General features: G+C 71.3%; 20 protein-coding genes. 12 read left to right on the top strand and 8 right to left on the bottom strand.

The window, feature by feature from the left end; genetic code table 11:
- Positions 1 to 66: 66 nt before the first annotated feature.
- From OHS59_RS05230 to OHS59_RS05215, 4 genes are read right to left on the bottom strand one after another with little or no spacing between them, the layout of a single operon-like run.
- Positions 67 to 732: a response regulator transcription factor gene (locus OHS59_RS05230; RefSeq protein ID WP_328492213.1), complete on the bottom strand. Its 666-nt coding sequence runs from the start codon at positions 730 to 732 to the stop codon at positions 67 to 69.
- Positions 729 to 1919: a sensor histidine kinase gene (locus OHS59_RS05225; protein ID WP_328492212.1), complete on the bottom strand. Its 1191-nt coding sequence runs from the start codon at positions 1917 to 1919 to the stop codon at positions 729 to 731. Before OHS59_RS05225 ends, OHS59_RS05230 begins: the two co-directional genes overlap by 4 nt.
- A complete protein-coding gene (locus OHS59_RS05220; protein WP_328492211.1) occupies positions 1916 to 2623 on the bottom strand; it encodes an ABC transporter permease in 708 nt (235 codons plus the stop codon). Before OHS59_RS05220 ends, OHS59_RS05225 begins: the two co-directional genes overlap by 4 nt.
- An 8-nt stretch (positions 2624 to 2631) precedes the next feature.
- Positions 2632 to 3555 (bottom strand): ABC transporter ATP-binding protein, encoded by a 924-nt coding sequence (locus OHS59_RS05215; RefSeq protein ID WP_328492210.1) that lies wholly within the window; start codon positions 3553 to 3555, stop codon positions 2632 to 2634.
- A gap of 157 nt (positions 3556 to 3712) precedes the next feature.
- Between OHS59_RS05215 and OHS59_RS05210 the strand changes: the two genes are divergently transcribed.
- The 3 genes from OHS59_RS05210 to OHS59_RS05200 all read left to right on the top strand — a co-directional run bounded on the left by OHS59_RS05210 (position 3713) and on the right by OHS59_RS05200 (position 6811).
- On the top strand, positions 3713 to 4378 hold the full coding sequence (locus OHS59_RS05210) for a TetR/AcrR family transcriptional regulator (protein WP_328492209.1): 666 nt from the start codon (positions 3713 to 3715) through the stop codon (positions 4376 to 4378).
- A gap of 66 nt (positions 4379 to 4444) precedes the next feature.
- The gene (locus OHS59_RS05205) at positions 4445 to 5497 is read left to right on the top strand and encodes a threonine aldolase family protein (RefSeq protein WP_328492208.1); all 1053 of its coding nucleotides are present in this window, start codon (positions 4445 to 4447) and stop codon (positions 5495 to 5497) included.
- A 348-nt stretch (positions 5498 to 5845) separates the two neighbouring features.
- On the top strand, positions 5846 to 6811 hold the full coding sequence (locus OHS59_RS05200) for a YihY/virulence factor BrkB family protein (RefSeq protein WP_328499056.1): 966 nt from the start codon (positions 5846 to 5848) through the stop codon (positions 6809 to 6811).
- Positions 6812 to 6848: 37 nt separating this feature from the next.
- On the opposite strand, the gene OHS59_RS05195 is transcribed toward OHS59_RS05200, so the two are convergent.
- Positions 6849 to 7211 (bottom strand): hypothetical protein, encoded by a 363-nt coding sequence (locus tag OHS59_RS05195; RefSeq protein ID WP_328492207.1) that lies wholly within the window; start codon positions 7209 to 7211, stop codon positions 6849 to 6851.
- Between the two features lie 306 nt (positions 7212 to 7517).
- On the opposite strand from OHS59_RS05195, the gene OHS59_RS05190 reads away from it, so the two are divergent.
- Together OHS59_RS05190 and OHS59_RS05185 are read left to right on the top strand one after the other, a co-directional pair.
- Positions 7518 to 8798: a PucR family transcriptional regulator gene (locus OHS59_RS05190; protein WP_328492206.1), complete on the top strand. Its 1281-nt coding sequence runs from the start codon at positions 7518 to 7520 to the stop codon at positions 8796 to 8798.
- 177 nt (positions 8799 to 8975) lie between these two features.
- Positions 8976 to 10619, top strand: coding sequence for a GMC oxidoreductase (locus OHS59_RS05185; protein ID WP_328492205.1), 1644 nt, complete (start codon positions 8976 to 8978; stop codon positions 10617 to 10619).
- Positions 10620 to 10719: 100 nt separating this feature from the next.
- Here OHS59_RS05185 and OHS59_RS05180 read toward each other — a convergent pair whose 3' ends face one another.
- Positions 10720 to 11199 carry a carboxymuconolactone decarboxylase family protein gene (locus tag OHS59_RS05180; protein WP_328492204.1) on the bottom strand — a complete coding sequence of 160 codons (480 nt, stop codon included), beginning with the start codon at positions 11197 to 11199 and terminating at the stop codon, positions 10720 to 10722.
- Positions 11200 to 11224: 25 nt separating this feature from the next.
- A complete protein-coding gene (locus tag OHS59_RS05175; protein WP_328492203.1) occupies positions 11225 to 12298 on the bottom strand; it encodes an NAD(P)H-dependent amine dehydrogenase family protein in 1074 nt (357 codons plus the stop codon).
- A gap of 337 nt (positions 12299 to 12635) precedes the next feature.
- Here OHS59_RS05175 and OHS59_RS05170 point away from each other — a divergent pair, with 337 nt between their 5' ends.
- From OHS59_RS05170 to OHS59_RS05155, 4 genes are all read left to right on the top strand, one after another.
- Positions 12636 to 12839, top strand: a complete 204-nt coding sequence (locus OHS59_RS05170) for a cold-shock protein (protein ID WP_328492202.1) — start codon at positions 12636 to 12638, stop codon at positions 12837 to 12839.
- Between the two features lie 317 nt (positions 12840 to 13156).
- Complete coding sequence (locus OHS59_RS05165) at positions 13157 to 14683, top strand: DEAD/DEAH box helicase (RefSeq protein WP_328492201.1); 1527 nt, start codon at positions 13157 to 13159, stop codon at positions 14681 to 14683.
- A gap of 122 nt (positions 14684 to 14805) precedes the next feature.
- A complete protein-coding gene (locus OHS59_RS05160; protein WP_328492200.1) occupies positions 14806 to 15237 on the top strand; it encodes a hypothetical protein in 432 nt (143 codons plus the stop codon).
- Between the two features lie 112 nt (positions 15238 to 15349).
- A complete protein-coding gene (locus tag OHS59_RS05155) occupies positions 15350 to 16108 on the top strand; it encodes a YqjF family protein (RefSeq protein ID WP_328492199.1) in 759 nt (252 codons plus the stop codon).
- 40 nt (positions 16109 to 16148) lie between these two features.
- Here OHS59_RS05155 and OHS59_RS05150 read toward each other — a convergent pair whose 3' ends face one another.
- A complete protein-coding gene (locus tag OHS59_RS05150) occupies positions 16149 to 18683 on the bottom strand; it encodes a SpoIIE family protein phosphatase (RefSeq protein WP_328492198.1) in 2535 nt (844 codons plus the stop codon).
- Positions 18684 to 19117: 434 nt separating this feature from the next.
- Here OHS59_RS05150 and OHS59_RS05145 point away from each other — a divergent pair, with 434 nt between their 5' ends.
- The 3 genes from OHS59_RS05145 to OHS59_RS05135 all read left to right on the top strand — a co-directional run bounded on the left by OHS59_RS05145 (position 19118) and on the right by OHS59_RS05135 (position 21609).
- A complete protein-coding gene (locus OHS59_RS05145) occupies positions 19118 to 19435 on the top strand; it encodes a hypothetical protein (protein WP_328492197.1) in 318 nt (105 codons plus the stop codon).
- 222 nt (positions 19436 to 19657) lie between these two features.
- On the top strand, positions 19658 to 19813 hold the full coding sequence (locus tag OHS59_RS05140; protein WP_328492196.1) for a hypothetical protein: 156 nt from the start codon (positions 19658 to 19660) through the stop codon (positions 19811 to 19813).
- A 101-nt stretch (positions 19814 to 19914) separates the two neighbouring features.
- Entirely contained in the window at positions 19915 to 21609 is a 1695-nt protein-coding gene (locus tag OHS59_RS05135) for a hypothetical protein (protein ID WP_328492195.1), read from the top strand.
- Positions 21610 to 21638 lie beyond the last annotated feature (29 nt).

The following is a 21638-nucleotide window of genomic DNA, read 5'->3' as shown; positions in this document are numbered from 1 at the left end:
AGAGCCGTCGCGCCCGGACGGCCCATGAGGACTTGTGCGGGGCAGTGGGAGCGATGTGACGCGGGCTCAGCCCGAGGTGCCCGGGAGGACGAAGCCGTTCTCGTACGCGAACACCACCGCTTGGGCGCGGTCACGCAGATGGAGCTTGGCGAACATGCTGCCGATGTGGCTCTTCACCGTCGCCTCGGTCACGACCAGGTGCGCGGCGATCTCCGGGTTCGACAGGCCCCTGGCCACCAGGAGGAGGATCTCCTGTTCCCGGGGGGTGAGACCGGTCAGCAGTTTGGCCCGGGGCCGGAGCGGTCCGGTGCGGGTGGCGTAGTCCTCGATCAGCCTGCGGGTGATCGACGGCGACAGCAGGGCCTCGCCTGCGTGCACGACGCGGATCGCCTCCAGCAGGCGCTCGCGTGAGGCGTCCTTGAGGAGGAAGCCCGACGCGCCCGCCCGGAGCGCGCCGAAGACGTATTCGTCCAGGTCGTAGGTGGTGAGGACCAGGACCCGGGTCGAGGTTCCGGAGGCGGTCAGCCGGGAGGTGGCCTCGACGCCGTCCATGCGCGGCATGCGGATGTCCATCAGGACCACGTCGGGGCGCAGCGCGGCGGCCTGGGTGAGCGCCTCGTGGCCGTCGGCGGCCTCGCCGACGACCTCAAGGTCGTTCTGGGTCTGCAGGAAGAGCCGGAAGCCGGTGCGGATCAGTTCCTGGTCGTCGACGATCAGAAGACGGATGGTCATGCCGCGTCCTCGACGGGGAACCGGGCGGTCACCAGGAATCCGCGGTCGGTACGGCGGGCGTCCAGAGTGCCGCCCGCCACCGCCGCGCGCTCCCGCATTCCGAGGATGCCGTGTCCGACGGGAGACGGGACCGGATCGTTCCTGCCACTGCCACTGCCACTGCCACCGTCGCTGCCGCTGCCGTCGTCCTCGACCGTGACGTCCAGCCGCGTCCGCCCGTAGTCGAGCGTCACCGTGACCTGGATGGGGTCGGTGTGTTTGAGCACGTTGGTCAGCGCCTCCTCCACGATGCGGTAGACCGACAGCTCCAGGCCGCCGGCCAGTGGCCGGGCCTGGCCCGTGAGCTCCAGCCGTACCGGCATTCCGGCTGTCCGGTATCCGGAGACCAGTCCGGCGAGCTGGTCGAGCGACGGCTGCGGTCGCCACTGCGCGCCGTTGTCCGACGTGCGCAGCAGGCCGAGGATCCGGCGCAGCTCGGCCAGGCTCTGCTCCGCGCTGGCCTCGACCCTTTCCAGTGTCTCAGCCGCGACCTGGGGCTCGGTCGGCAGGACGTCCCGGGCGCCGCGCACGCCGATCAGCATGACGGTGACCGAATGGGCGACGATGTCGTGGAGTTCGCGGGCGATCGACGTGCGTTCCCGCTGTGCCGCGATCTCGTCGAGCTGCTCGCGCTCACGTTCAAGAGTGGCCGCGCGGTCCTCCAGCGCCCAGATGTAGCGCCGCCGGGTCTGCAGGTACGAGCCGATGGCCCACGCGCCGATCGAGACGGGCAGCGAGCAGATGCTCGCCAGAAGCAGGAACAGTGCTGTCGGGACCAGCGCCGCCACCGAGACCCTTCGGTCACGCAGGTCGGCCAGCGAGGCGAGGGCGACCACGACGGGCGCCCCGCCCGGCGAGCAGCCCAGCGCCACGAGCACCGCGGCCCCCGCACAGGCCGCGACGAGCACCGCCAGGGGCGCCCGGCGGCGGACGAGCAGGACGGAGCCGACCAGCACCGTCACCACGACCGGGATCACGCCGGCCGGGATCTCGCCGACCCGGACCACACCGACCGGGGGTTCGCCGTCGAAGAGCTGCCCCAGCTCCACGCCGGTCGTGATCACCGCCAGCGCGAGGTCGAACAGCGCCGAGCGGCGCGCGACCAGCAGGTCGTACGCCGCCCGGGCCCGCCGAAGAAGCCGGTTCACGCCAGATCGCGCCGTCGCTCGACGACGACCGCGACCAGCGTGACCGCGACCGTCCACGCGGCCAGTACCCATCCGGCGTCGACCACCGACAGGGTCGTGTGGTGCGTCATCCGGCTCAGGATCCCGGCCGCGCCGAACGGTGTGAGGTTGGTCCCCGCCTCCGAGACGTCGGACAGCAGGGGGACCACGGCGAAGTTCACGATCAGCAGGACGACCACTCCCAGGACCGGGCTACGGATCAGGGCGCCGAGCGCGGCACCCATGATCGCGGACAGGACGAACGCCACGAGGTTGCCCGCCACGACGGCACCGACGTCTCCCGAGGTGAGACCGGGGCCCGGCTGGTCGCTCAGCAGCGGCAGCGCGAGCCCGACCGACACCAGGCTCGTCAGCGTGCCGAGCAGGAGCCCGGTCAGCGCGTAGGCGGCAATTCTCGCCGACAGCACGACCCCCCGGTCACGGCGGCCCACAAGAGCCGCCGGAGCTGCCGTCCGGTGCCGGTACTCCCCGGCCGCGCCGACCAGTCCCCAGAGCAGCAGCAGGATCGGTAACCCCGACAGAGCCTCCTCCTTCTCGGGCACCTCGTCCAGCGTGCCCGACGCCACCGCGACCGCCAGAACGTTGACGACCGTGAACGCGACCCCGCCCACCGCGAAGCCCAGCACGGTCCTGGTGGTCACGGTCTTGATCAGCTCACCTCGCACCAGATGACTCAACGGTCCGCCCCTCCCGTGAGACCGAAGAACACGTCCTCCAGCGACGCGGTCCGCCGGCCGATCTCCTCCAGCAGGACGTCGTCGCGGTGGGCCAGCCGCGCGACCTCCGTGACGTCGAGCCCCTCGACCAGCAGTCCGCCTCCGCCGTCGGGCTCTGCGGAGCCACCGGCCGCGACCACCAGCCCCGACAGGCGCTCGGTCTCGGCGGTGCGCACCACGACCACGCTCTCCGCGGACCGTTCGAGATCCCGGATCGCACCTTCGTGGACCAGCCGGCCCCGGTCGATGATGATCACGTCGTCGACGGTCCGGGCCGCCTCGCCCAGCATGTGGCTGGACAGCAGGACCGTGCCACCGTTCGCGGCGCGTTCCCGCAGCAGCGTGCGCAACCAGCGGATGCCCTGCGGGTCCAGGCCGTTCACCGGCTCGTCGAGCACCAGGATCTCCGGATCGCCCAGCAGCGCCGCGGCGAGCCCGAGCCGCTGCCGCATGCCCATCGAGTACTTCCCGACCCTGAGCCGGGCCGCCTCCGCCAGGCTGACGAGCTCCAGGACCTCACCGACCCGGCGGCGGGGCAGTCCGGCCAGCGCGGCCAGCGACCGCAGGTGCGCACGGCCGGTCCGGCCGGGATGGGCCCCGCAGGGCTCGATGTGCACACCGAGCAGCCGGGCGTCGGGCCTGATCCTCGTGACCGGCGTACCCCGTACGAACGCCCGGCCCGCGGTCGGCCGCGCCAGTCCGACGACCGCTTTGAGCGCGGTGGTCTTGCCCGCCCCGTTCGGGCCGAAGAACCCCGTCACCCGCCCGGACCCGACCGTGAACGACAGGTCGTCGACCGCGGTTCTGCGGCCGTAACGCTTGGTCAGCCCCTGCACCCTGATGACCGCCGGGTCCCGGGCGAATGTGCGTGAAGAAGTCATACCCGCAGCTTCGGACGCGATGATCTCCCGGTCATCGGCCCACGGTCGAGACCCGAACTCCGACCAGGGGAGGAGAGAGATCTCCACCCGAGGGCGACGGGCGGGGGGCCAGGACCGGAGTCCGTGCGCCGATACAACGTACCGTACACTGACACGCATGCCTCGGAACTCCCCGTCTCTGGACCGCGCGACGCCCGACCGGATCGCCGGGACCGCCCTGCGGCTGGTCGACGAGGCCGGCCCCGAATCGCTGACCTTCCGCGCGCTGGCCGCCCGGCTGGGCATCTCCCTCGCCTCCCTCCAGCGCCGCTGCACCGACCTGGCCGGACTGCTGGACCTGTGCACCGACCACCTGGCCGCCCGGCTGCCGGAGATCGAGCCGGGCACCGGCTGGGCCGAGGCCACCGAGACGCGGTTCACCGCTCTGTACCGGCTGCTGTCGGCGCACCCCGGCCTGGTCGCGCTGCGGGGCGCCCGCCCCTGGCTCGGCCCGCATCTGCTGGCCCGCCTCGTCGAGCCGCAGCTCGCCGACAGCCTCGCGGCCGGGATGACCCCCGAGGAGGCGATCACCGTCTACCGGCGGATCTACCTGCTCACCCTCGGCAGCGCGAGCTTCGTGGACCACCGCGACCCCCGCGCCACACAGACGGTCACCCGCACCGCACTGGCCTCGCTCGACCCGGCGGACTACCCGGCCCTGACCGGCAACGTGGCGGCGATCCTGCCCGTGCTGACCGACCACGAGGTCTACTACGGGGCCCTGCGCCAGCTCGTCACCGCCGCGGACCCGGCGCGTACGGCCACCGGCGACGGCCCGCTGTGAGCGCGGCCCGGGCCCGACGGACCGCCGCCCCCGCACCCCATTCGACAGAAAGTCAGGACCCACGGCATGAGCAACGACACCACCGCCGCGCGTGCGTTCAGCAGCGACAACGCGGCCGGCGCCTCCCCGGAGATGGTCGAGGCGGTGGTCCGGGCCGCCGCGGGACCGGCCTCGCCCTACGGGTCGGACAGCATCACGGCCGGCGTGCGCGGCAGACTGTCCGAGATCTTCGAGCGCGACGTCGACCTGCTGATCGTCTCCACGGGTTCCGCGGCGAACGCCCTGAGCCTGGCCGCGCTCACCCCGCCCTGGGGCAGCGTCCTGTGCCACCGCGACAGCCACATCAACAACGACGAGTGCGGGGCGCCGGAGTTCTACACCGCGGGCGCGAAGGTCGTCCCGCTCGGTGGCGACGACGCCAAGATCGACGCGGACGAACTCCGCGCGGCCGTCCGGAACAAGACCGGGGACGTGCACAGCGTCCAGCCCTCCGTGGTGAGCCTCACCCAGGCCACCGAGACCGGCTCCGTCTACTCCCTCGACGAACTCCGCACCCTCGGCTCCGTCATCAAGGAGCCGGGCCTGCGCTTCCACATGGACGGCGCGCGCTTCGCCGGAGCCGTCGCGGCCCTCGACGCCACCCCCGCCGAGCTGACCTGGCGGGCCGGTGTCGACCTGCTGTCGTTCGGAGCCACCAAGAACGGCACGATGACGGCCGAGGCGATCGTCGTCTTCGACCGCTCCCTCACCCCCGAACTCGGCTTCCGCGCCAAACGGGCCGGCCAGCTCGCCTCCAAGATGCGCTTTCACGCCGCCCAGCTCGACGCGTACCTGACGGACGACCTGTGGCTGCGCAACGCGACCCATGCCAACGCCATGGCCGCCCGGCTCCAGGACGGCCTCAAGGCCATACCGGAGGTCGACCTCCTCGGTGCCGCGGAGGCCAACATCCTCTTCTGCCGACTGCCCCAGGAGGTCACCCAGGGACTGCTGTCCGACGGCTACGCCTTCTACCACGACCGCTGGGCGCCCGGCGTCGCCCGCTTCGTCACCTCCTTCGCGACGGACCCGCGGGCCATCGACGACCTGCTCCGCGACATCCGTCGGCACGCCGCCTGACCGAGGCCGGAAGTCCTCAGTCACCGCGGTGGCGCCAGTACCAGAAGCCGGCGGCCACGAAGGCGCAGAAGAAGGCGACGGGCAGGATCAGCCCGGGAATGCGGGCCGCGCTCACGGAGTCGACTCCGAGGGAGCGCGGCCCGGTACGTTGCTGGGTGCCATGGGTGTCCGACTCCGCTGTGCTGTGGGCGCTGTGCGGCGTACCGCGTGCCGGGATAACGGGCGTCCGAACCATGATGACGGGAACGACCGCGAACCGGTCCGCTCCCGTACATGGCTGAACTCATGTGCGATCATCTCCCGCCCGGCTCCGGTCGCCGGACGAACGAACACGAGGAGACATACGCGATGGGTACCGCCGTGCACGTCCCGCAGACACGGGACATGATCGGGGAGGAACTCTCCGGCGACGAGGCACTCGCCGCGTTGCGCCGCTACGGAGGCCGACGCCTCCTGGTGGACGCGTTCTCCCGCTTCCGCTACGCCGACGGCTTCACCAACGCGCGCTCCCTCGCCTTCCAGGTGGTGCTCGGCATGGTGCCGTTCACCATCGCCCTGGTGGGGGTCGCCACGACCGTCCACACCGAGAGCATCGGGCGCATCATCGAGCTCACCCTCGGCCGGATCGTGCCCGGTGCCAGCGCCGATCTGGTCGAGGACGCGCTCGACAAGACGGCGCGCAGTGCCGGGTCCGGGATCTGGGGCGCCCTCGCGATGTGGCTGGGCCTGGCCTTCGCCGTACTCAACCTGGCCTCGGCGATGGGCCAGGTCGAGCGGGGCGCCAACCGGATATACGGCATCGAACGCGACCGGCCGTTCCTCACCAAGTACGGCCGTTCCCTGCTCCTCGCCCTCACCGCGGGCATGCCCCTCGTCCTGGGTTTTCTCGTCCTCGTCGCCGGTGACGCGGTGGGGGAGTCGGTGGTGGAGGCCCTGGGCTGGTCCCGGGACAGTCTCGACTGGTGGGGGCCGCTCGAAGTGCCGCTGGGCGTGGTGCTGGTGTGGGTCGCCTCCGCGGTGATCTTCCGCTGGGCCCCTCGCCGGGACCAGCCGGGCTACACCTGGCTCGCCTTCGGCTCGGCGGTCCATCTGGTGCTGTGGGTCGCGGCCACCTGGCTGCTGGCGCTCTACGTGGCCAAGAGCGGATCGTTCGGCGCCGTCTACGGTCCGCTCACAGCGTTCGTCGCCCTGCTGCTGTGGGCCAACCTCACCGGTGTCGCGCTCTTCCTCGGCGTGGCCTTCGCCGCCCAGCTGGAAGCCGCCCGGGCCGGGATCACCGACGCCGTGGAACCGGACCCGGGCTCCGGCCCCTGAACCCGCGGGGGCGGGCACAGGTCCGCCGCGTCCAGGGTCAGCGCCGCCGGGCCGCCGCGGTGTCGGTCCGGTGGTCGTAGTACGCCCACGCCGCGACCGCCACCACAGCGGTTCCCGCGACCGCCATCACGCGCACCGCACCCGAGGTGCCGAAGGCGACCATGCCGGTCAGGAGACCTCCGCACAGCATGATCGCGCGGCTCACGAGGAGCTGCCGGGGCCGCTGCGGCTCCTCCCGGTCCTTGAGGTCGTGCAGGGCGTCGTGGGCCGGATGCCCGGAGCCGCGCCGGGCGCGTGCCCGGTACGCGAGTGCGTAGCTGATCAGCGCGTACAGGGCGAGCGCGCCGAGGGCCCACAGCCAGCCTTCCGGGTCCCCGTAGTCTCCACGTGCCAGATACATGACACCTCTCCTCCCGTTGGGCTTCCGGATGCCCCTGAAACGCCGGGGCACGCAGGACGACTGTCACGTGGATCCGTGTCACACGGCTCGGGAGCTCACGCTTCCCTGACGGAGCGTCACCTTCGGAGCGGGCCGTGCCGATGGAAAAGAACGGCGCAGAACCCTAGGGACCGACTGGACGGTATGTCATTCTACGGGGCAGGACGAGCCAGGTGCCGACCATCGCGGGGACCCGCGGCCGACAGTCGGCCGCGTACCGACCGCTGTGAGCGCACCGCCACGGAGCCGACGCCCCGGGAGAACGCGATGCATCAAGCCGTACGGTCCCGAGCCGAGCTCGGCCACGGACCGCCGTCCGCCGCGCCGGCGCGTGCCCCGAAGGTCCGTTCGCTGATCGACGCCGACGCTCTTCGGGTGCTGCACCGGTCGGCCCGGGTGCTCCTGAACAACCTTCCGGAGCTGACCGACCGGCTCGTCGCGGCGCTGCGGGAACGGGAACCCGCCTACCGCAGCACCCTGGAGAGCGACCCCGTCGGCACCTGGCAGGAGGTGCACCGGTCGCTGCGGCACAGTGTCAGTTCGCTGCTCGACCCGCGCGGCGCCCGGGACGCCGCACTGCGCTGCTCGGCGAAGATCGGTGCCTCGCGCGCCGAACAGGGGCTGCCGCTGGACGCGTTGCTGCACGCCTTCCGGCTCGGCGGATCCCTGATCTGGCAGACGCTGGTCGAGGAGACCTCACGGGCCGCCCCCGAGGACGTCCGCCTGCTCGTTCATGTGGCGGCCGACGTGTGGAACTTCGTCGACGAGCACTGCACCCTCGTGGCGGACGTCTACCGCAAGGTGGAACGGCAGCACGCCTGGCGCCAGGAGCACCGGGTACGGCTGCTGACCGCGGCCCTGCTCGACGGTACGAGCCGTATCGCCGACGTCGCCGAGACGGCCGAGGCGCTGGACCTGCCGGAACAGGGCCGGTACGCCGTGATCGCCGTCGCGGGCGGACGGCAGGCGGGCCGCACCTCCGTTCCCGGCGCCGTCGTGCCGGCCGGTGCGCGCGTGCACTGGCACACGGGAGTCGAGGTCGACCACTGCATCGTCCTGATCGACGACGGCGACGGTGCCGGCGACCTGTCCGAGCCGACGGTGGGCCTGACCGCCCCCGCGGGCACGAGGGCCGGTGTCGGGCCCGTCGTGGCGGGGCTGGCCGCGGTGGGCGACGCCCGCAGGCTGGCGGACATGGCCCTGAGCATGTGCGCGGCCGACGGAGGCACCGTACGGCTGGCCGAGCAGTTGCCCGCGGCCCTCGTGATGTCGTGCCCGGAGCTGGGCGGCGCGCTGGCCGAGAAGGTGCTCGGGCCGCTACTGCGTCTGGAGCCGTCCGACCGCGACATCCTGCTGGACACGCTGGCTGCGTGGCTGGACTGCGACGGCTCGGCGCAGCGGGCGAGTGTCCGCCTGTACTGCCATCGCAACACCGTCCTCAACCGGCTGAAGCGGTGCGAGCAGCTGACCGGGCGTTCGCTCGCCCGCCCCGCCGACATGGTGGAGTTCAGCCTCGCGCTGACCGCCCGGCGTCTTCTGCGCGACTGAGCCTTCTGCGTGACTGAGCGGACACCGGCCGCGCGGTGTGCGGCGCGCGGCGTGCGTGCTGTCCGATGCGGGATGCCCACTATGTGATCGTTCGAAAGTTACCTCAGGGTATGGCGTGACTTCTTATACGGGTGACAGTAGAACCCGTTTCACTCTATGGAGAGTGAGGAGCCGCACATGAACGATGATTCCCCACGTGGGACGCGACTGAGAGGCGTGTCCCGGCGAAGATTCATCACTGGAACTGGTTCTCTTCTCGGGTCGGCCGCGCTCGCCGGACAGGTACTCCCGGCGCACGCCGCCACCGCCACGGCGGCCGCGGTCATCGAACCGGGGGCGCACGTGCCCGCCCTAGTGATCGGCACCGGATACGGCGGGTCCGTGGCCGCCCTGCGCCTGGCCCAGGCGGGCGTCGACGTCCACATGATCGAGATGGGCATGGCCTGGGACACCCCCGGGTCGGACGGCAAGATCTTCGCCAACACGACGAGCCCCGACTACCGGTCCTACTGGCTGCGCACCAGGACGAAGCAGCCCCTCAGCAACTTCCTCGGCTTCCCCATCGACAAGGACGTCCCCCGCTACACCGGCATCCTGGACGCCGAGGAGATGGGCGGCATCATCGTCTACCAGGGCCGCGGTGTCGGCGGCGGCTCGCTGGTCAACGGAGGCATGGCGGTCACTCCGAAGCGGGAGAACTTCGCCGCCGTCCTGCCGTCGGTCGACGCCGCCCAGATGTACTCCGTCTACTACCCGCGCGCCAACGCGGGTCTCGGGGTCGGCACGGTCGACCCGACCTGGTTCGAGACCGCCGACTGCTACCAGTACGCGCGGGTCGGCCGTAAGCACGCGGAGCGTTCGGGCTTCCCGTTCGTCTTCGTGCCCGACGTGTACGACTGGGACTACATGGAGCAGGAGGCCGCCGGGACCGTACCGAAGTCCGCGCTCGCGGGCGAGATCCTCTATGGCAACAACTACGGCAAGAAATCCCTGCAGAAGACCTATCTCGCCAGGGCGAAAGCGACCGGACGGGTCTCCATCTCAGCACTCCACAAGGTCACTTCGGTCTCTCCGGCCACCGGCGGCGGCTTCAGGGTCGTCATCGACCAGCTCAACACGACCGGCGGCACCACGGCCACCAAGACCGTCACCGCGGACCGGGTGTTCTTCGCGGCGGGCAGCGTCGGCACCAGCAAGCTCCTGGTCAGACTCAAGGCCACCGGCGCACTGCCCGGCCTCAACAGCGAGGTGGGCAAGGGCTGGGGCGACAACGGCAACGTGATGTGCGGCCGCGCCAACCACCTGTGGGACCCCACCGGCTCCGTGCAGTCGTCCATCCCGTGCTCCGGCATCGACAACTGGGCCGCGGGTGGCGCCTTCGCCGAGGTGGCCCCACTGCCCACCGGCATCGAGACCTATGCCTCGTTCTATCTGTCGATCACCAAGAACCCCAACCGCGCCCAGTTCTCGTGGAACGCGGGGACGGGCAACGTCGACCTGAACTGGCAGACCGCCTGGAAACAGCCGTCCATCGACATGGCCAAGACGATCTTCGACAAGATCAACGCCAAGGAGGGCACGATCTACCGGACCGATCTGTTCGGCACCTACAAGATCTGGGGTGACCACCTCACGTACCACCCCCTCGGCGGTGCGGTGCTCAACAAGGCGACGGACAACTACGGCCGCCTGCACGGACATCCGGGTCTGTACGTCATCGACGGCGCACTCGTCCCGGGCAACACCAGCGTCAACCCGTTCGTCACCATCACGGCGCTCGCCGAACGGAACATCGAGGCGATCATCGCCGCGGACCTCTAGCGCCACCAGGGTCTCCAGCCCAGAGGTCCCCAACGACGACAGGGGTACGGAACCGGGGCCGCCCGGACCACGGACGGCCCCGGACCGGCGTGGCCGCGACTCAGTGCCCCGGCAGTACGCACATGGCGTCGAGCCCCAGAACGCGGTTGAGCCGCCCGAACGCCAGCCAGGAACCGAGGCTCATGGTCAGCTCCACGATCTCGGCCTGGCCGTAGTGCGCGGTCATCCGCTCCCAGAACTCGTCGTCGAGGCCGTGATGGTCCAGGGTGTACCGCTCCGCGTACTCGGCGGCCAGGCGGGTGCGCTCGTCGAAGGCGTCGGTCGTGCGCCACCGGGCCACCGCGTCGGCGAACTCCTCCTCGACCTTGAGGCCGTCCCGCTCGGTCCGCCAGTCGAGGCAGAACAGGCAGCCGTTGATCTGCGCGATCCGAAGCCGCGCGGCCTCGAACTCACGGAGCCCCAGGGTCGTATGGGCGTAGACGGCCAGTGAGAAGTTCGCGGCGGCGGGCCCGATGCCGGGGACCATGTCGCCCCACACGTACTCGATCGGGTTCTTGCCCTCGGGGATGTCGACGTTCATCCGGGACTCCTTCGCGTGCGCGGTGTCACTTCCTGCCGAGCCTTCCGACCGCCGGCCGCAGCGGGACGTCGAGCGCGTCGTACAGACCGGGCTCCGCGGCCACGAGCCATTCGACGGCGCCGACGAGCCGGCCGACCGCCGTGGCGTTCCCGCCCGCGGACCTGTTCTCGCCCTCGTCGGTCGCCTCGACGGTGATCTCGATGCGCGGCCGGCCCTCGATGATCACGCGATGGGCCCCGTCGCCGTTGGGCGGAACGGGCCAGTCCGGCGCGCAGGACGGATGGATCCGGGTGACGTGCTCGATGACGATACGGGGCTCACCCTCGACGATGCCCTGCACCTCGAAGCGCACCGCGCCCTGGGTGCCGGCCTCGAACTCGCCCATCGTCCGGGTGCCCACGGTGGCGTCGAGCGGGCGGCGCCGCACGGTCTCGCGGATCTCGTCGAGCTCGACGCCCAGCGCCCTGGCCATCAGACGTATCTGCCCGCCCCACACCATGGTCGGGATCGACGGCGCGAGCATCAGCGGCTCGTAGTCCATCGGCTGCCCCATCCCGACCAGATACCGCACCGACTCCTCCTGCTCGTACGTGGAGTAGTCGAAGATCTCCTGGCAGCGGATGCCGTCGACGACCGTGCCGAGGCCGCTCATCAGCAGGGGCAGCACGTCGTTGCCCCAGCCGGGGTCGACGCCGGAGGCGAACAGCGACCCGCCGCCGTCCGCGACGGCGGCGAGCACCGGCTCCCGGAACTCGGGCGGCGCGTTGCGCTGGTCGTAGAGCGGATACAGCGACGGAGTGACGACCACGGCGCCGCCGCGGATCGCCCTGCCGATGTCGGCCAGCGCCTCGTCGGGCCGGATGTCGCCCGACGCCGCGTACACGACGGCCCGGGGGCCGGCGGCCAGTACGGCGTCGATGTCGTCGGTCGCCGTGACGCCGAGGCCCCGGCCGAGACCACCGAGCTCGCCCGCGTCGCGCCCTACCTTGTCGGGGCTGTGGACGAGCACGGCCGTGAGGTCGAGCGCCGGGTGCGCCTCGACCGCACGGATCGCGGCGCGGCCGACGTTGCCGGTACCCCAGACCACCGTGGGAATCATGTGCGGAGCGTAACCTGACGAGTCGTCAGTTTCCATAGTCCTGCACCGATCCCGCACCGACCTCGCGCGGTGCGCTCGCGAGAGGGCTTCGGAGGTGCCCAGGCCCCCAGGTAACGGTTTTCCGGCGGTGCGGCCGTGCCGTTGCCTGACGGGCCCTCCGTGATAGTCTTGATCCAGTTGCAGTTGTAGTTCCCGCACACTTCAAGTGCCGCAGGCGAATTCGTATTCGTCGGGCACTTTTGTATTTCCGGCGTTCCATTCCGGACGGGGTCAATTGCGGCGTCACAGGGGTCCACACAGTGCGGGCCCCCGGGTACTGCCCCGAAAGGGATATGACATGGCTAGTGGAACCGTGAAGTGGTTCAACTCTGAAAAGGGCTTCGGCTTTATCGAGCAGGACGGTGGCGGCCCCGACGTCTTCGCCCACTACTCGAACATCGCCACCCAGGGCTTCCGCGAGCTCCAGGAGGGCCAGAAGGTGACCTTCGACGTCACGCAGGGCCAGAAGGGCCCGCAGGCGGAGAACATCACTCCTGCCTGATGCTGTAGCGCGCAAGGCGGCTGGGGTCCCACTTCGCGGTGGGGCCCCAGCTTGTTGCTTTTTCAAGGGTTTAGGGGATCACCCCGGCCCGCCGACGGCCGGTCGGGTTCACTTCGCACTCCGCGACCCCGCCCCGGCCCTCCGATCCGCCCCGGTTTCCATTTCCGGGGATTCCCGCCGCCCGACACCGTTCTTCCGGTGTGCCGAGTCGGCAGGGCAGGCCTGCTTTCGTCTTACATCCGGCTCGTTCTTGCAATTCATTCGGCTCGTACCTGCCGAGGATTCCTCGATACGTGCCATATCGAGGAAGGTTCTTCATGAACCGCTCAGCTCGTACGAATGATCGTTTCTCAAACAACCGCAAGGGCGGCTTCGGCGGCGCCGACCGCGGCGGCCGGTCCCCCTCGCAGGGCCAGGGCCGCCCCGTCGGCCGCTCCGGTGGCGGCCGGCGTCCCGCCGCGGTACAGGGGGAGTTCGCCCCGCCGGCCACCCTCACCCCCGCCCTTCCGGCGGTGTCGACCTTCGCCGAACTGGGCCTGCCCGCCGAGCTGCTGGAGACGCTCACCGGCCTCGGCGTGGAGGAGCCCTTCCCGATCCAGGCCGCCACGCTGCCCAACTCCCTCGCGGGCCGCGACGTGTTGGGCCGTGGCCGCACCGGCTCGGGCAAGACACTCGCCTTCGGCCTGGCGCTCCTGGCCCGCACGGCCGGACGGCGTGCCGAGCCGAAGAAGCCGCTGGCGCTGATCCTCGTCCCCACCCGTGAGCTGGCCCAGCAGGTCACCGACGCGCTCACCCCGTACGCCCGCTCCCTGAAGCTGCGCATGGCCACCGTGGTCGGCGGTATGTCGATCGGCCGCCAGGCCGGTGCGCTGCGCACCGGCGCCGAGGTCGTCGTCGCGACCCCGGGCCGCCTCATGGACCTCGTCGAGCGCCGGGACTGCCGCCTGGACCGGGTCGGCATCACGGTCCTGGACGAGGCGGACCAGATGGCCGACATGGGCTTCATGCCGCAGGTCACGGCGCTCCTCGACCTGGTGAGGCCCGACGGCCAGCGGATGCTGTTCTCGGCCACCCTGGACCGCAACATCGACCTGCTGGTCCGCGGCTACCTCCACGACCCGGTGGTCCACTCGGTCGACCCGTCGGCGGGCACCGTCACCACGATGGAGCACCACGTGCTCTACGTGCACGGCACCGACAAGTACGCCACGGCCACGGAGATCGCCGCCCGCGACGGGCGCGTGCTCATGTTCCTCGACACCAAGCACGCCGTCGACCAGTTCACCAAGCACCTGCTCGGCAGCGGTGTGAAGGCCGCGGCCCTGCACGGCGGCAAGTCGCAGCCCCAGCGCAACCGCACCCTGGCCCAGTTCAAGAGCGGCGCGGTCACCGTGCTGGTGGCGACCAACGTCGCGGCCCGCGGGATCCACGTCGACGACCTCGACCTCGTCGTCAACGTCGACCCGCCCGGCGACCACAAGGACTACCTCCACCGCGGCGGCCGTACCGCCCGCGCCGGTGAGTCCGGCAGTGTCGTCACGCTGGTCATGCCCAACCAGCGCCGCGACATGACCCGTCTGATGTCGGACGCCCGCATCAGGCCGCAGGTCACCCAGGTCCGCTCCGGCGAGGCCGAGCTGAGCCGCATCACCGGAGCGCAGAAGCCCTCCGGTGTGCCCATCGCCGGGAGCGGCCAGACCGCCGAGCGTCCGCAGCGCGGCGGCGCGCCCTTCCGGGGCATGGGCACCCGTCCGGGCAGGGCCGGTGGCGAGTCCCGCAGGACGGCCGAGGCCCGTCAGACGGCGGAGGCCCGCAAGGCCGCCCGCATCCGCCGCGGCGCCTGAATCGCACGTACGTGTATCGCACGTATGTGCTGGCGGGGGGCTTCGTGGGGCGGTGAGCGCCGCGATCCACCATTCTGGACGCAGATGCGATCACATTGCCCACATTGGGGAAGTCGAGTCCCATGACTGATTCAGAGTTTCCGCCGGAAAGCCGCCCCGTGGACCTGTACCTCGATCTGCTGCGTGTCCGTATGAACCCCACGGACTACGCGGTACTGCTCCGCATGGTCGAGCCCGTGCTCGAAGCGATGCAGGAGCAACGTGCTGGACCCATCGAGCTGAAACTGGAGGGCGAGGAGGGCGAGGGCGTCTCGCAGGAGGTCCGTGACGAGGCGTCCCTCGTGGTGGCGGTCGCCGTCACCGGGCGCATGGACAACCAGATCGTCGAGATCGAGACGGAGCAGGGCGGACCCGTCAGGGTCGTGACGGACTCCGGCACCGCTGCCGATCCCGCCCGGTGCCAGGAGATCGCCGACTTCATCGGTGAGCGCAACCGCCAGGACGAGGAACTGCGCGGCATCGCCGAGGTGAGCGGCCTGCCCACCGATGTCTGACCTCGCGTGCCAGGCGTCGCGAGCCTGACCCCGTACCCGTACCCGTGCCAGACGCGTCACACGGCACGGGTTCTCGCCATGTCCGGGGCACGGCCCTGCGATGCTGGCGCCCGTGTCGATCACCTCGTCCGTACCGGAACCCATCACGCCCGACGCCCCGGTCGCACTCCACCGTCCGCTGCTCACCCAGCAGTGGCTGGACCTGGCCTTCGTGCACTGGGCCGTGGATCCGGCGGTCGTGGCGGGGCTGCTGCCGGCCGGCACCGCCCCTGACACCCTGGACGGCGTCACCTTCGTCGGCCTGGTCGCCTTTCGTATGCACCGGGTGGGCTGGCTGCGGCTGCCGGGCGTGCCCTACTTCGGCTCCTTCCCGGAGACCAACGTGCGGCTGTACTCGGTGGACGAGTACGGGCGGCGGGGTGTGGTCTTCCGGTCCATGGACGCCTCCCGGCTCCTGCCGGTGGTCATGGGCCGCCTCGGTTTCCGCCTGCCGTACGTGTGGTCCCGCATGTCGGTGCGGACCGGCGAGGACACGGTCGCCTACACCAGCGAGCGGCGCCTGCCGGGTCCGCGTGGCGCGTACAGCCGTCTCGTCGTCAGGCCCGGGGAGCGCATCGCGGAGCCGACCGGACTCGAACACTTCCTGACCGCCCGGTGGGGCATGCACAAGCCGTTCCTCGGTGAGGCGGGATTCCTGCCCAACGACCATCCGCGCTGGCCGCTGCACCGCGCGACGCTGGTCGAGTGCGAGGAGAACCTCGTCCGGGCGGCCGGTCTGCCGGCGCCGACCGGCGATCCGGTGAGCGTGCTGTACTCGCCGGGAGTCCCCGTGCGCCTCGGCCGCGCGACGGCGGGCCCGCCGCGCGGGTGAGACGGACGCGGACGGCCGCCGTACGGGCGAGGACGTCCGCTCAGCGGGGCCGGCCGGGCTTCGAACGGCGTGTGGCGAGCAGGAGCGCTATGTCGTCGGGGCGGTTGGCCACGTGTCTGGCCCTCGCGGTGAGCCGGTCCGCGACCCCCGCGAGCGAGCGGCCCCCCGGGCGGCCGGCGGGGGAACCGGCCCTGGCCAGTGCGACGCGCAGCGCGGTGATGCCCTCGTCGATGTCGACGCCGGGCCGCTCCACCAGCCCGTCCGTGTAGAGCGCGAGGATGGCGCCGGGGTCCAGCTGCAGGTCCGTCACCGGGTAGTGGGCCTGCGGATCGACCCCGAGGACCACACCGCCGGGGATGTCCAGGACGTGGGTACGGCCGTCCGGGTAGCGGATGATCGGCGGCAGGTGCCCTGCCCGCGCCACCCGGGCCACACCGGTGAGCGGATCCAGCCGGATGTAGCAGCAACTGGCGAACAGACCGGGGTCGAGGTCGATCAGGAGATGGTTGGTGCCGCTCATGACCTCGTCCGGCGGCCGGTCACCGAGCGCGAAAGCCCTGACGGCACTGCGCAGTTGACCCATCGTGGCGGCCGCCTGGACGCCGTGCCCCTGGACGTCGCCGATGACCAGCGCGAGGCCGTCGCCCGACTCGACGACGTCGTACCAGTCCCCGCCCACGTCCATCCCCTGTGTGCCCGGCAGATAGCGGCCGACGGTCTCCAGCTGCGGATGCGCGGAGAGGCGCCGGGGAAGGAGTGCCTGCTGCAGGCCCCGGGCGAGGGCGGCCTCGGTGTCGTAGCGCTGGGCCTTCTCCATGGCGTGGGCGATCAGCCCGGCGAGGGCCGTGAGCACCGTACGTTCCTCGGTGCTGAAGCCCCTGGGGCGGTCGAAGCCCAGGATGCAGGAGCCGACCGGACGTCCGGAGGCGATGAGGGGCAGGAACGCCCGGGAGCCCTCCGTCGCGTCGAGGGGCACGCCCGGGTAGGCCGCCGCGAGCTGCTGCATCGACTCGAAGAACATCGGGCGGCCGGTGGTGAGGGTCTCCACGCCCGGCAGCCGCGCGTCGAGGCCGACCCCTTCGAACCGCGCGAGGAACCCCTGGGGGAAGCCCGTCTCCCAGGCCAGGTAGAGGTGCCGGTCCTGGAGCAGGTAGATGGCGAGCCGGCCGCCGCCGAAGGCGGGAAGTAGTTCCTGCATCACGACCGCGGACACCTGGCGCGCGGTGACGGCCTCGGTCAGCGCGATCGCGAGGACGATCGGCCGGTACAGCGGCGCCATGGAGGTGACTCCGGCGGCCGGCCCCTCGGGCCCCTCGGGTGAGGGCGCCGGCCCGGGTGCCGGGTCGGCCATCCGGTTGGCCGGCACGACGGTGCAGGTCAGGATGTCGGCCCCGGGATAGACGGACACCGCCAGCCAGTCACCACCGCCGTGCGGTTCCGGGGGCGGGTCCTCGCCGTACCGGAGGGGTCGTACGACGTGGAAGTGCACCGGTTCCAGGGACAGCAGGGCTTCGCGCAGATGGTCCTCGTAGGCGGACCGCTCCAGCCAGGGCGCCTCCTCACCGAGGGGCCGGCCCAGGAGCCGTGTCCGCGGGCGCCCCAGGAGCCGGGCGGCCTGCTCGTTCGCGTAGACGATGAGTCCCAGCCGGTCGAGGCAGAACACTCCCTGGGGGAGCAGATCGGCCGCGCCGTCGGCCGCCGACCCGATGTCCGGATCGAGGACGAGACCCCGGACGGCGCGAGGCTCCGTCGATACGGGCGGGTCCTCGGGGTTCCAGAGTTCCAGCAGCCGCAGGCTGCCGTCGGAGGCGTGCACCGGCAGGGGAAGGGGCGGCGGTCTCCCGGCGGCGGTCTCCCGTAACGCGGTCAGGATCTGATGGGAGTCGGCGGCGGCCACGGCCTCCGCGAGCGCCTGCGGGGTGTCCGTGGACCTGCCGGGCGCCACGCCGAGCAGGGCGTGCAGACGGCTGTCAGCGGTCACGACGTCGGACGCCGGGTCCCAGGTGAAGCGTCCTATGCGCCCGGCGGGAGGGTGCGTGGCCGGCGGGCGCACGCAGAGCGGTTCGCCGTCCCAGGCGACGTCGGGCCCGCCGTCCTCCTCCAGCTTCCACAGGGCCTGTCCCAGATCCTCGGCCAGCTGTGCCATGCGGTCCCGGTCGGGCAGCACCTCGGTGGCGTCCGACGCCGAGGGACGCAGAATGGTCAGCACGCCGTACGTCGTCGACTTGCCCACGACGGGCACGTACAGGGATCCGAACTGGAACGGCAGGCCGGCCGCGAACTGGGGGTAGCGGCGCATCGTTTCCGTGGCGTCCGGGAGGACCACCTGGACGCCCAGCCGGAAGGCGTCCGCCACCGGGAACCTGCGGTCCACATGCAGCCGCCACCAGGGGCGGAACAGCGGTCCGGGCAGCCCGGAGAGCACGGCGAGCCGCAACAGACCGGGTGTACCGGAGCGCAGGTACACGCCGCCCGCGAAACCACCGGCCGCGCTGATCGCCTCGGTGGTGATCCCGGTGAGCAGCGAGTCCAGGCGTCCGGGAGCCCGGGTCTCGTGCTCGGCTCTCCCAGTCATCGGCCCTACCTCGTCCGTGCGCCGCCCGGGTGGCTGACACAGCAAGAATGCGCCACGAGGCCCTCCGCCTGCACCCGGGAGAGGCACTGCGCGCGTGAATTCGATGAGGCTACCGGGGTGTACGCGAACCGGGGGAGTCCGGTGGCGACCGCTGTTTCCCCGTTCAGCCGCCCACGGCGCCGGGACGTCCGGGGCGGGGGGAAAAGAGGCTGGTCGGGTGCCTTGTCGACCTGTCGCGCGGGAGAGTCCGCATTTCCGGGCGAAGGAGGGGAACGTGGAACGTGGATCACATACGAGCCGGGAGAAGCGGATCACGGAGCAGATCCGGTCGAGGGAGTGAGCACACATGGGATCAGGACAATCGCAGACCGTGTCCCGTGCGGCTCGTACCGCCCGATGACCCGACGACCCGGCGCAGCCTCGTAAGGAGTCCCATGACCACGTACGTCATCACCGTCCCCGGCACGTTCGTCAACGGTGTCGAGGACGCCGCGCGCTCGGACATCGAGCGCAGGCTCCGCCCCCGGGACCCGAAGAACACGGACCTGGGGGAGAGCGAGGAGCTGAGCCTGCTGACGGTCGAGGACGGCGGCATGTTCTCCGCCCGGATCGAGGTCGAGGCGCCGGATCAGGCGAGCGCCGAGACCGAGGCGGTCCAGCTGGTCTCCCGGGCCCTGCGCGACAGCGGCTTTCCCGAGCGGGACGCTCCGCTGGGCCCGGCGTTCGTGACCGGCATCGACCGCGAGTTCTGAGGGCGGGGGAGCCGGTTCCGGTCCGTCCCCGGCAGGGCGGGGGACGGACCGTCCGAGCACCGGCGGGCCGGGGCCGAGTGCGGCCCCGGCCCGCCCGTCACTTCTCGTCCGACCGGACCAGCGAGATGCGCATGGCGTCGAACCGCCGGCCCGCCGGGGTCCGCACGGCCGTGCACGCCGTGCGCAGACTGTTCGTCCGGTAGCCACGGCCGGCGCAACAGGGTGACGCCCACCAGTGACGGTGTCCGGCAGCTGCGGCGGATGGACGGGGTGCTCGACCAGGTGCAGGACGACCTGCTCGAACCGCTGTCGGCCGAGGAGCGGCGGACCCTGACCCGTCTGCTCGGCAGGGTTCTCGCCAAGCACGAACCGCGATGACCGCCGCTTCGCCGAACACCGGACAAATGCGCGCGCATCACCTCTAGGCTCTGAGTCGTACGTACTCCGGGGCTTCGGCCGTACACGCGTAGGAGCGGCGGATGGACTACTACGACCTCGGCACCCACGGTCGTGCCGTGACGACGGCGTCTCCCCAGGCCCAGCTGTGGTTCGACCGCGGACTGGTCTGGTCGTACGCCTTCCACCACGAGGAAGCCGTCTCCTGCTTCGAGGCCGCCGCGGCGGCGGACCCCGACTGCGCCATGGCCCACTGGGGCATCGCCTACGCCCTCGGCCCCAACTACAACAAACCCTGGGAGTTCTTCGAGGGCGAGGAACTGGCCCGTACCGTCGACCGTACGCACGCCGCCGTGGAGCTCGCGCAGGAGAAGGCGGCCGGCGCCACCCCCGTCGAGCGGGCCCTGATCGACGCCCTGCGCGCCCGCTATCCGCAGGCGAAGGCCGTCGAGGACTGCTCGGTGTGGAACGAGCCGTACGCGATCAGCATGCGCGCCGTGTACGAACTCGCCCCGGACGACCTGGACGTGGCCACGCTCTACGCCGACGCGCTGATGAACCTCACCCCCTGGCAGCTGTGGGACCTGCGCACCGGTGAGCCGGCCGACGGCTCGCGCGCGGCGGCGGCCAAGGAGGTGCTGGAGCGCGCGATCGCCACCGACGCGGGGGCACGGCATCCGGGGCTCCTGCACATGTACATCCACCTGATGGAGATGTCCTCGGCCCCCGAGACCGCGCTGCCCGCGGCGGACCGGCTGCGCGGTCTGGTGCCCGACGCCGGACACCTCCAGCACATGCCCACCCACCTGGACGTGCTCTGCGGCGACTACCGGCGTGTGGTGGCCGACAACGGCACGGCGATCGCCGCCGACGAGAAGTTCCTCGCGCGGTCCGGGGCGATGAACTTCTACACGCTGTACCGGTCGCACAACTACCACTTCAGGATCTACGGCGCGATGTTCCTCGGACAGTCGAGGACCGCCCTGGAGACCGCCGCCCAGCTGGAGGCCTCCATCCCGGAAGAACTGCTGCGGGTGCAGAGCCCGCCCATGGCGGACTGGCTGGAGGGCTTCCTCGCCATGCGGGTGCACGTCCTGATCCGGTTCGGCCGCTGGGCCGACATCCTGGACCTGCCGCTGCCCGCCGATCCGAGGCTGTACTGCGTCACGACCGCGATGCTCCACTACGCCCGCGGGGTCGCGTACTCGGCCACCGGCGCGATCGCCGAGGCCGAGACCGAGCGCGCACTCTTCCGGGAAGCGGTCACGCGGGTTCCGGAGACCCGGATGCTGTTCAACAACACCTGCGCCGACATCCTCGCCGTCGCGTCGGCGATGCTCGACGGCGAACTGGAGTACCGCAAGGGGCGTCACGAGGCCGCCTTCGCCGCACTGGAGCGGTCGATCGAACTGGACGACGGCCTTCCCTACGACGAGCCCTGGGGGTGGATGCAGCCCACCCGGCACGCGTACGGCGCCCTGCTCCTCGAACAGGGGCGCGTCGCCGAGGCGGAAGCGGTCTACCGGGCCGACCTCGGGCTCGACGACACGCTGCCCCGCGCGCTGCACCATCCCGGCAACGTCTGGGCCCTGCACGGGTTCCACGAGTGCCTCGTCCGGCTGGGCAGGGCGGGGGAGGCGCAGATCGTGGCCCAGCAATTGAAGATCGCGGCGGCCGGTGCGGACGTACCGGTCGAGGCGTCGTGCTTCTGCCGTCTCGACGCGGTCCCGGACACCGGAGTTCCCGTCGACGGAGCTTCCGACACCGGCTGTTGCTGAAGGACCGCCGTTCCCTCTTGTCGTCGTCT

This window comes from Streptomyces sp. NBC_00414 (genome assembly GCF_036038375.1).
GTDB lineage: Bacteria > Actinomycetota > Actinomycetes > Streptomycetales > Streptomycetaceae > Streptomyces.
This window is presented reverse-complemented; position numbering and strand designations above follow the sequence as displayed.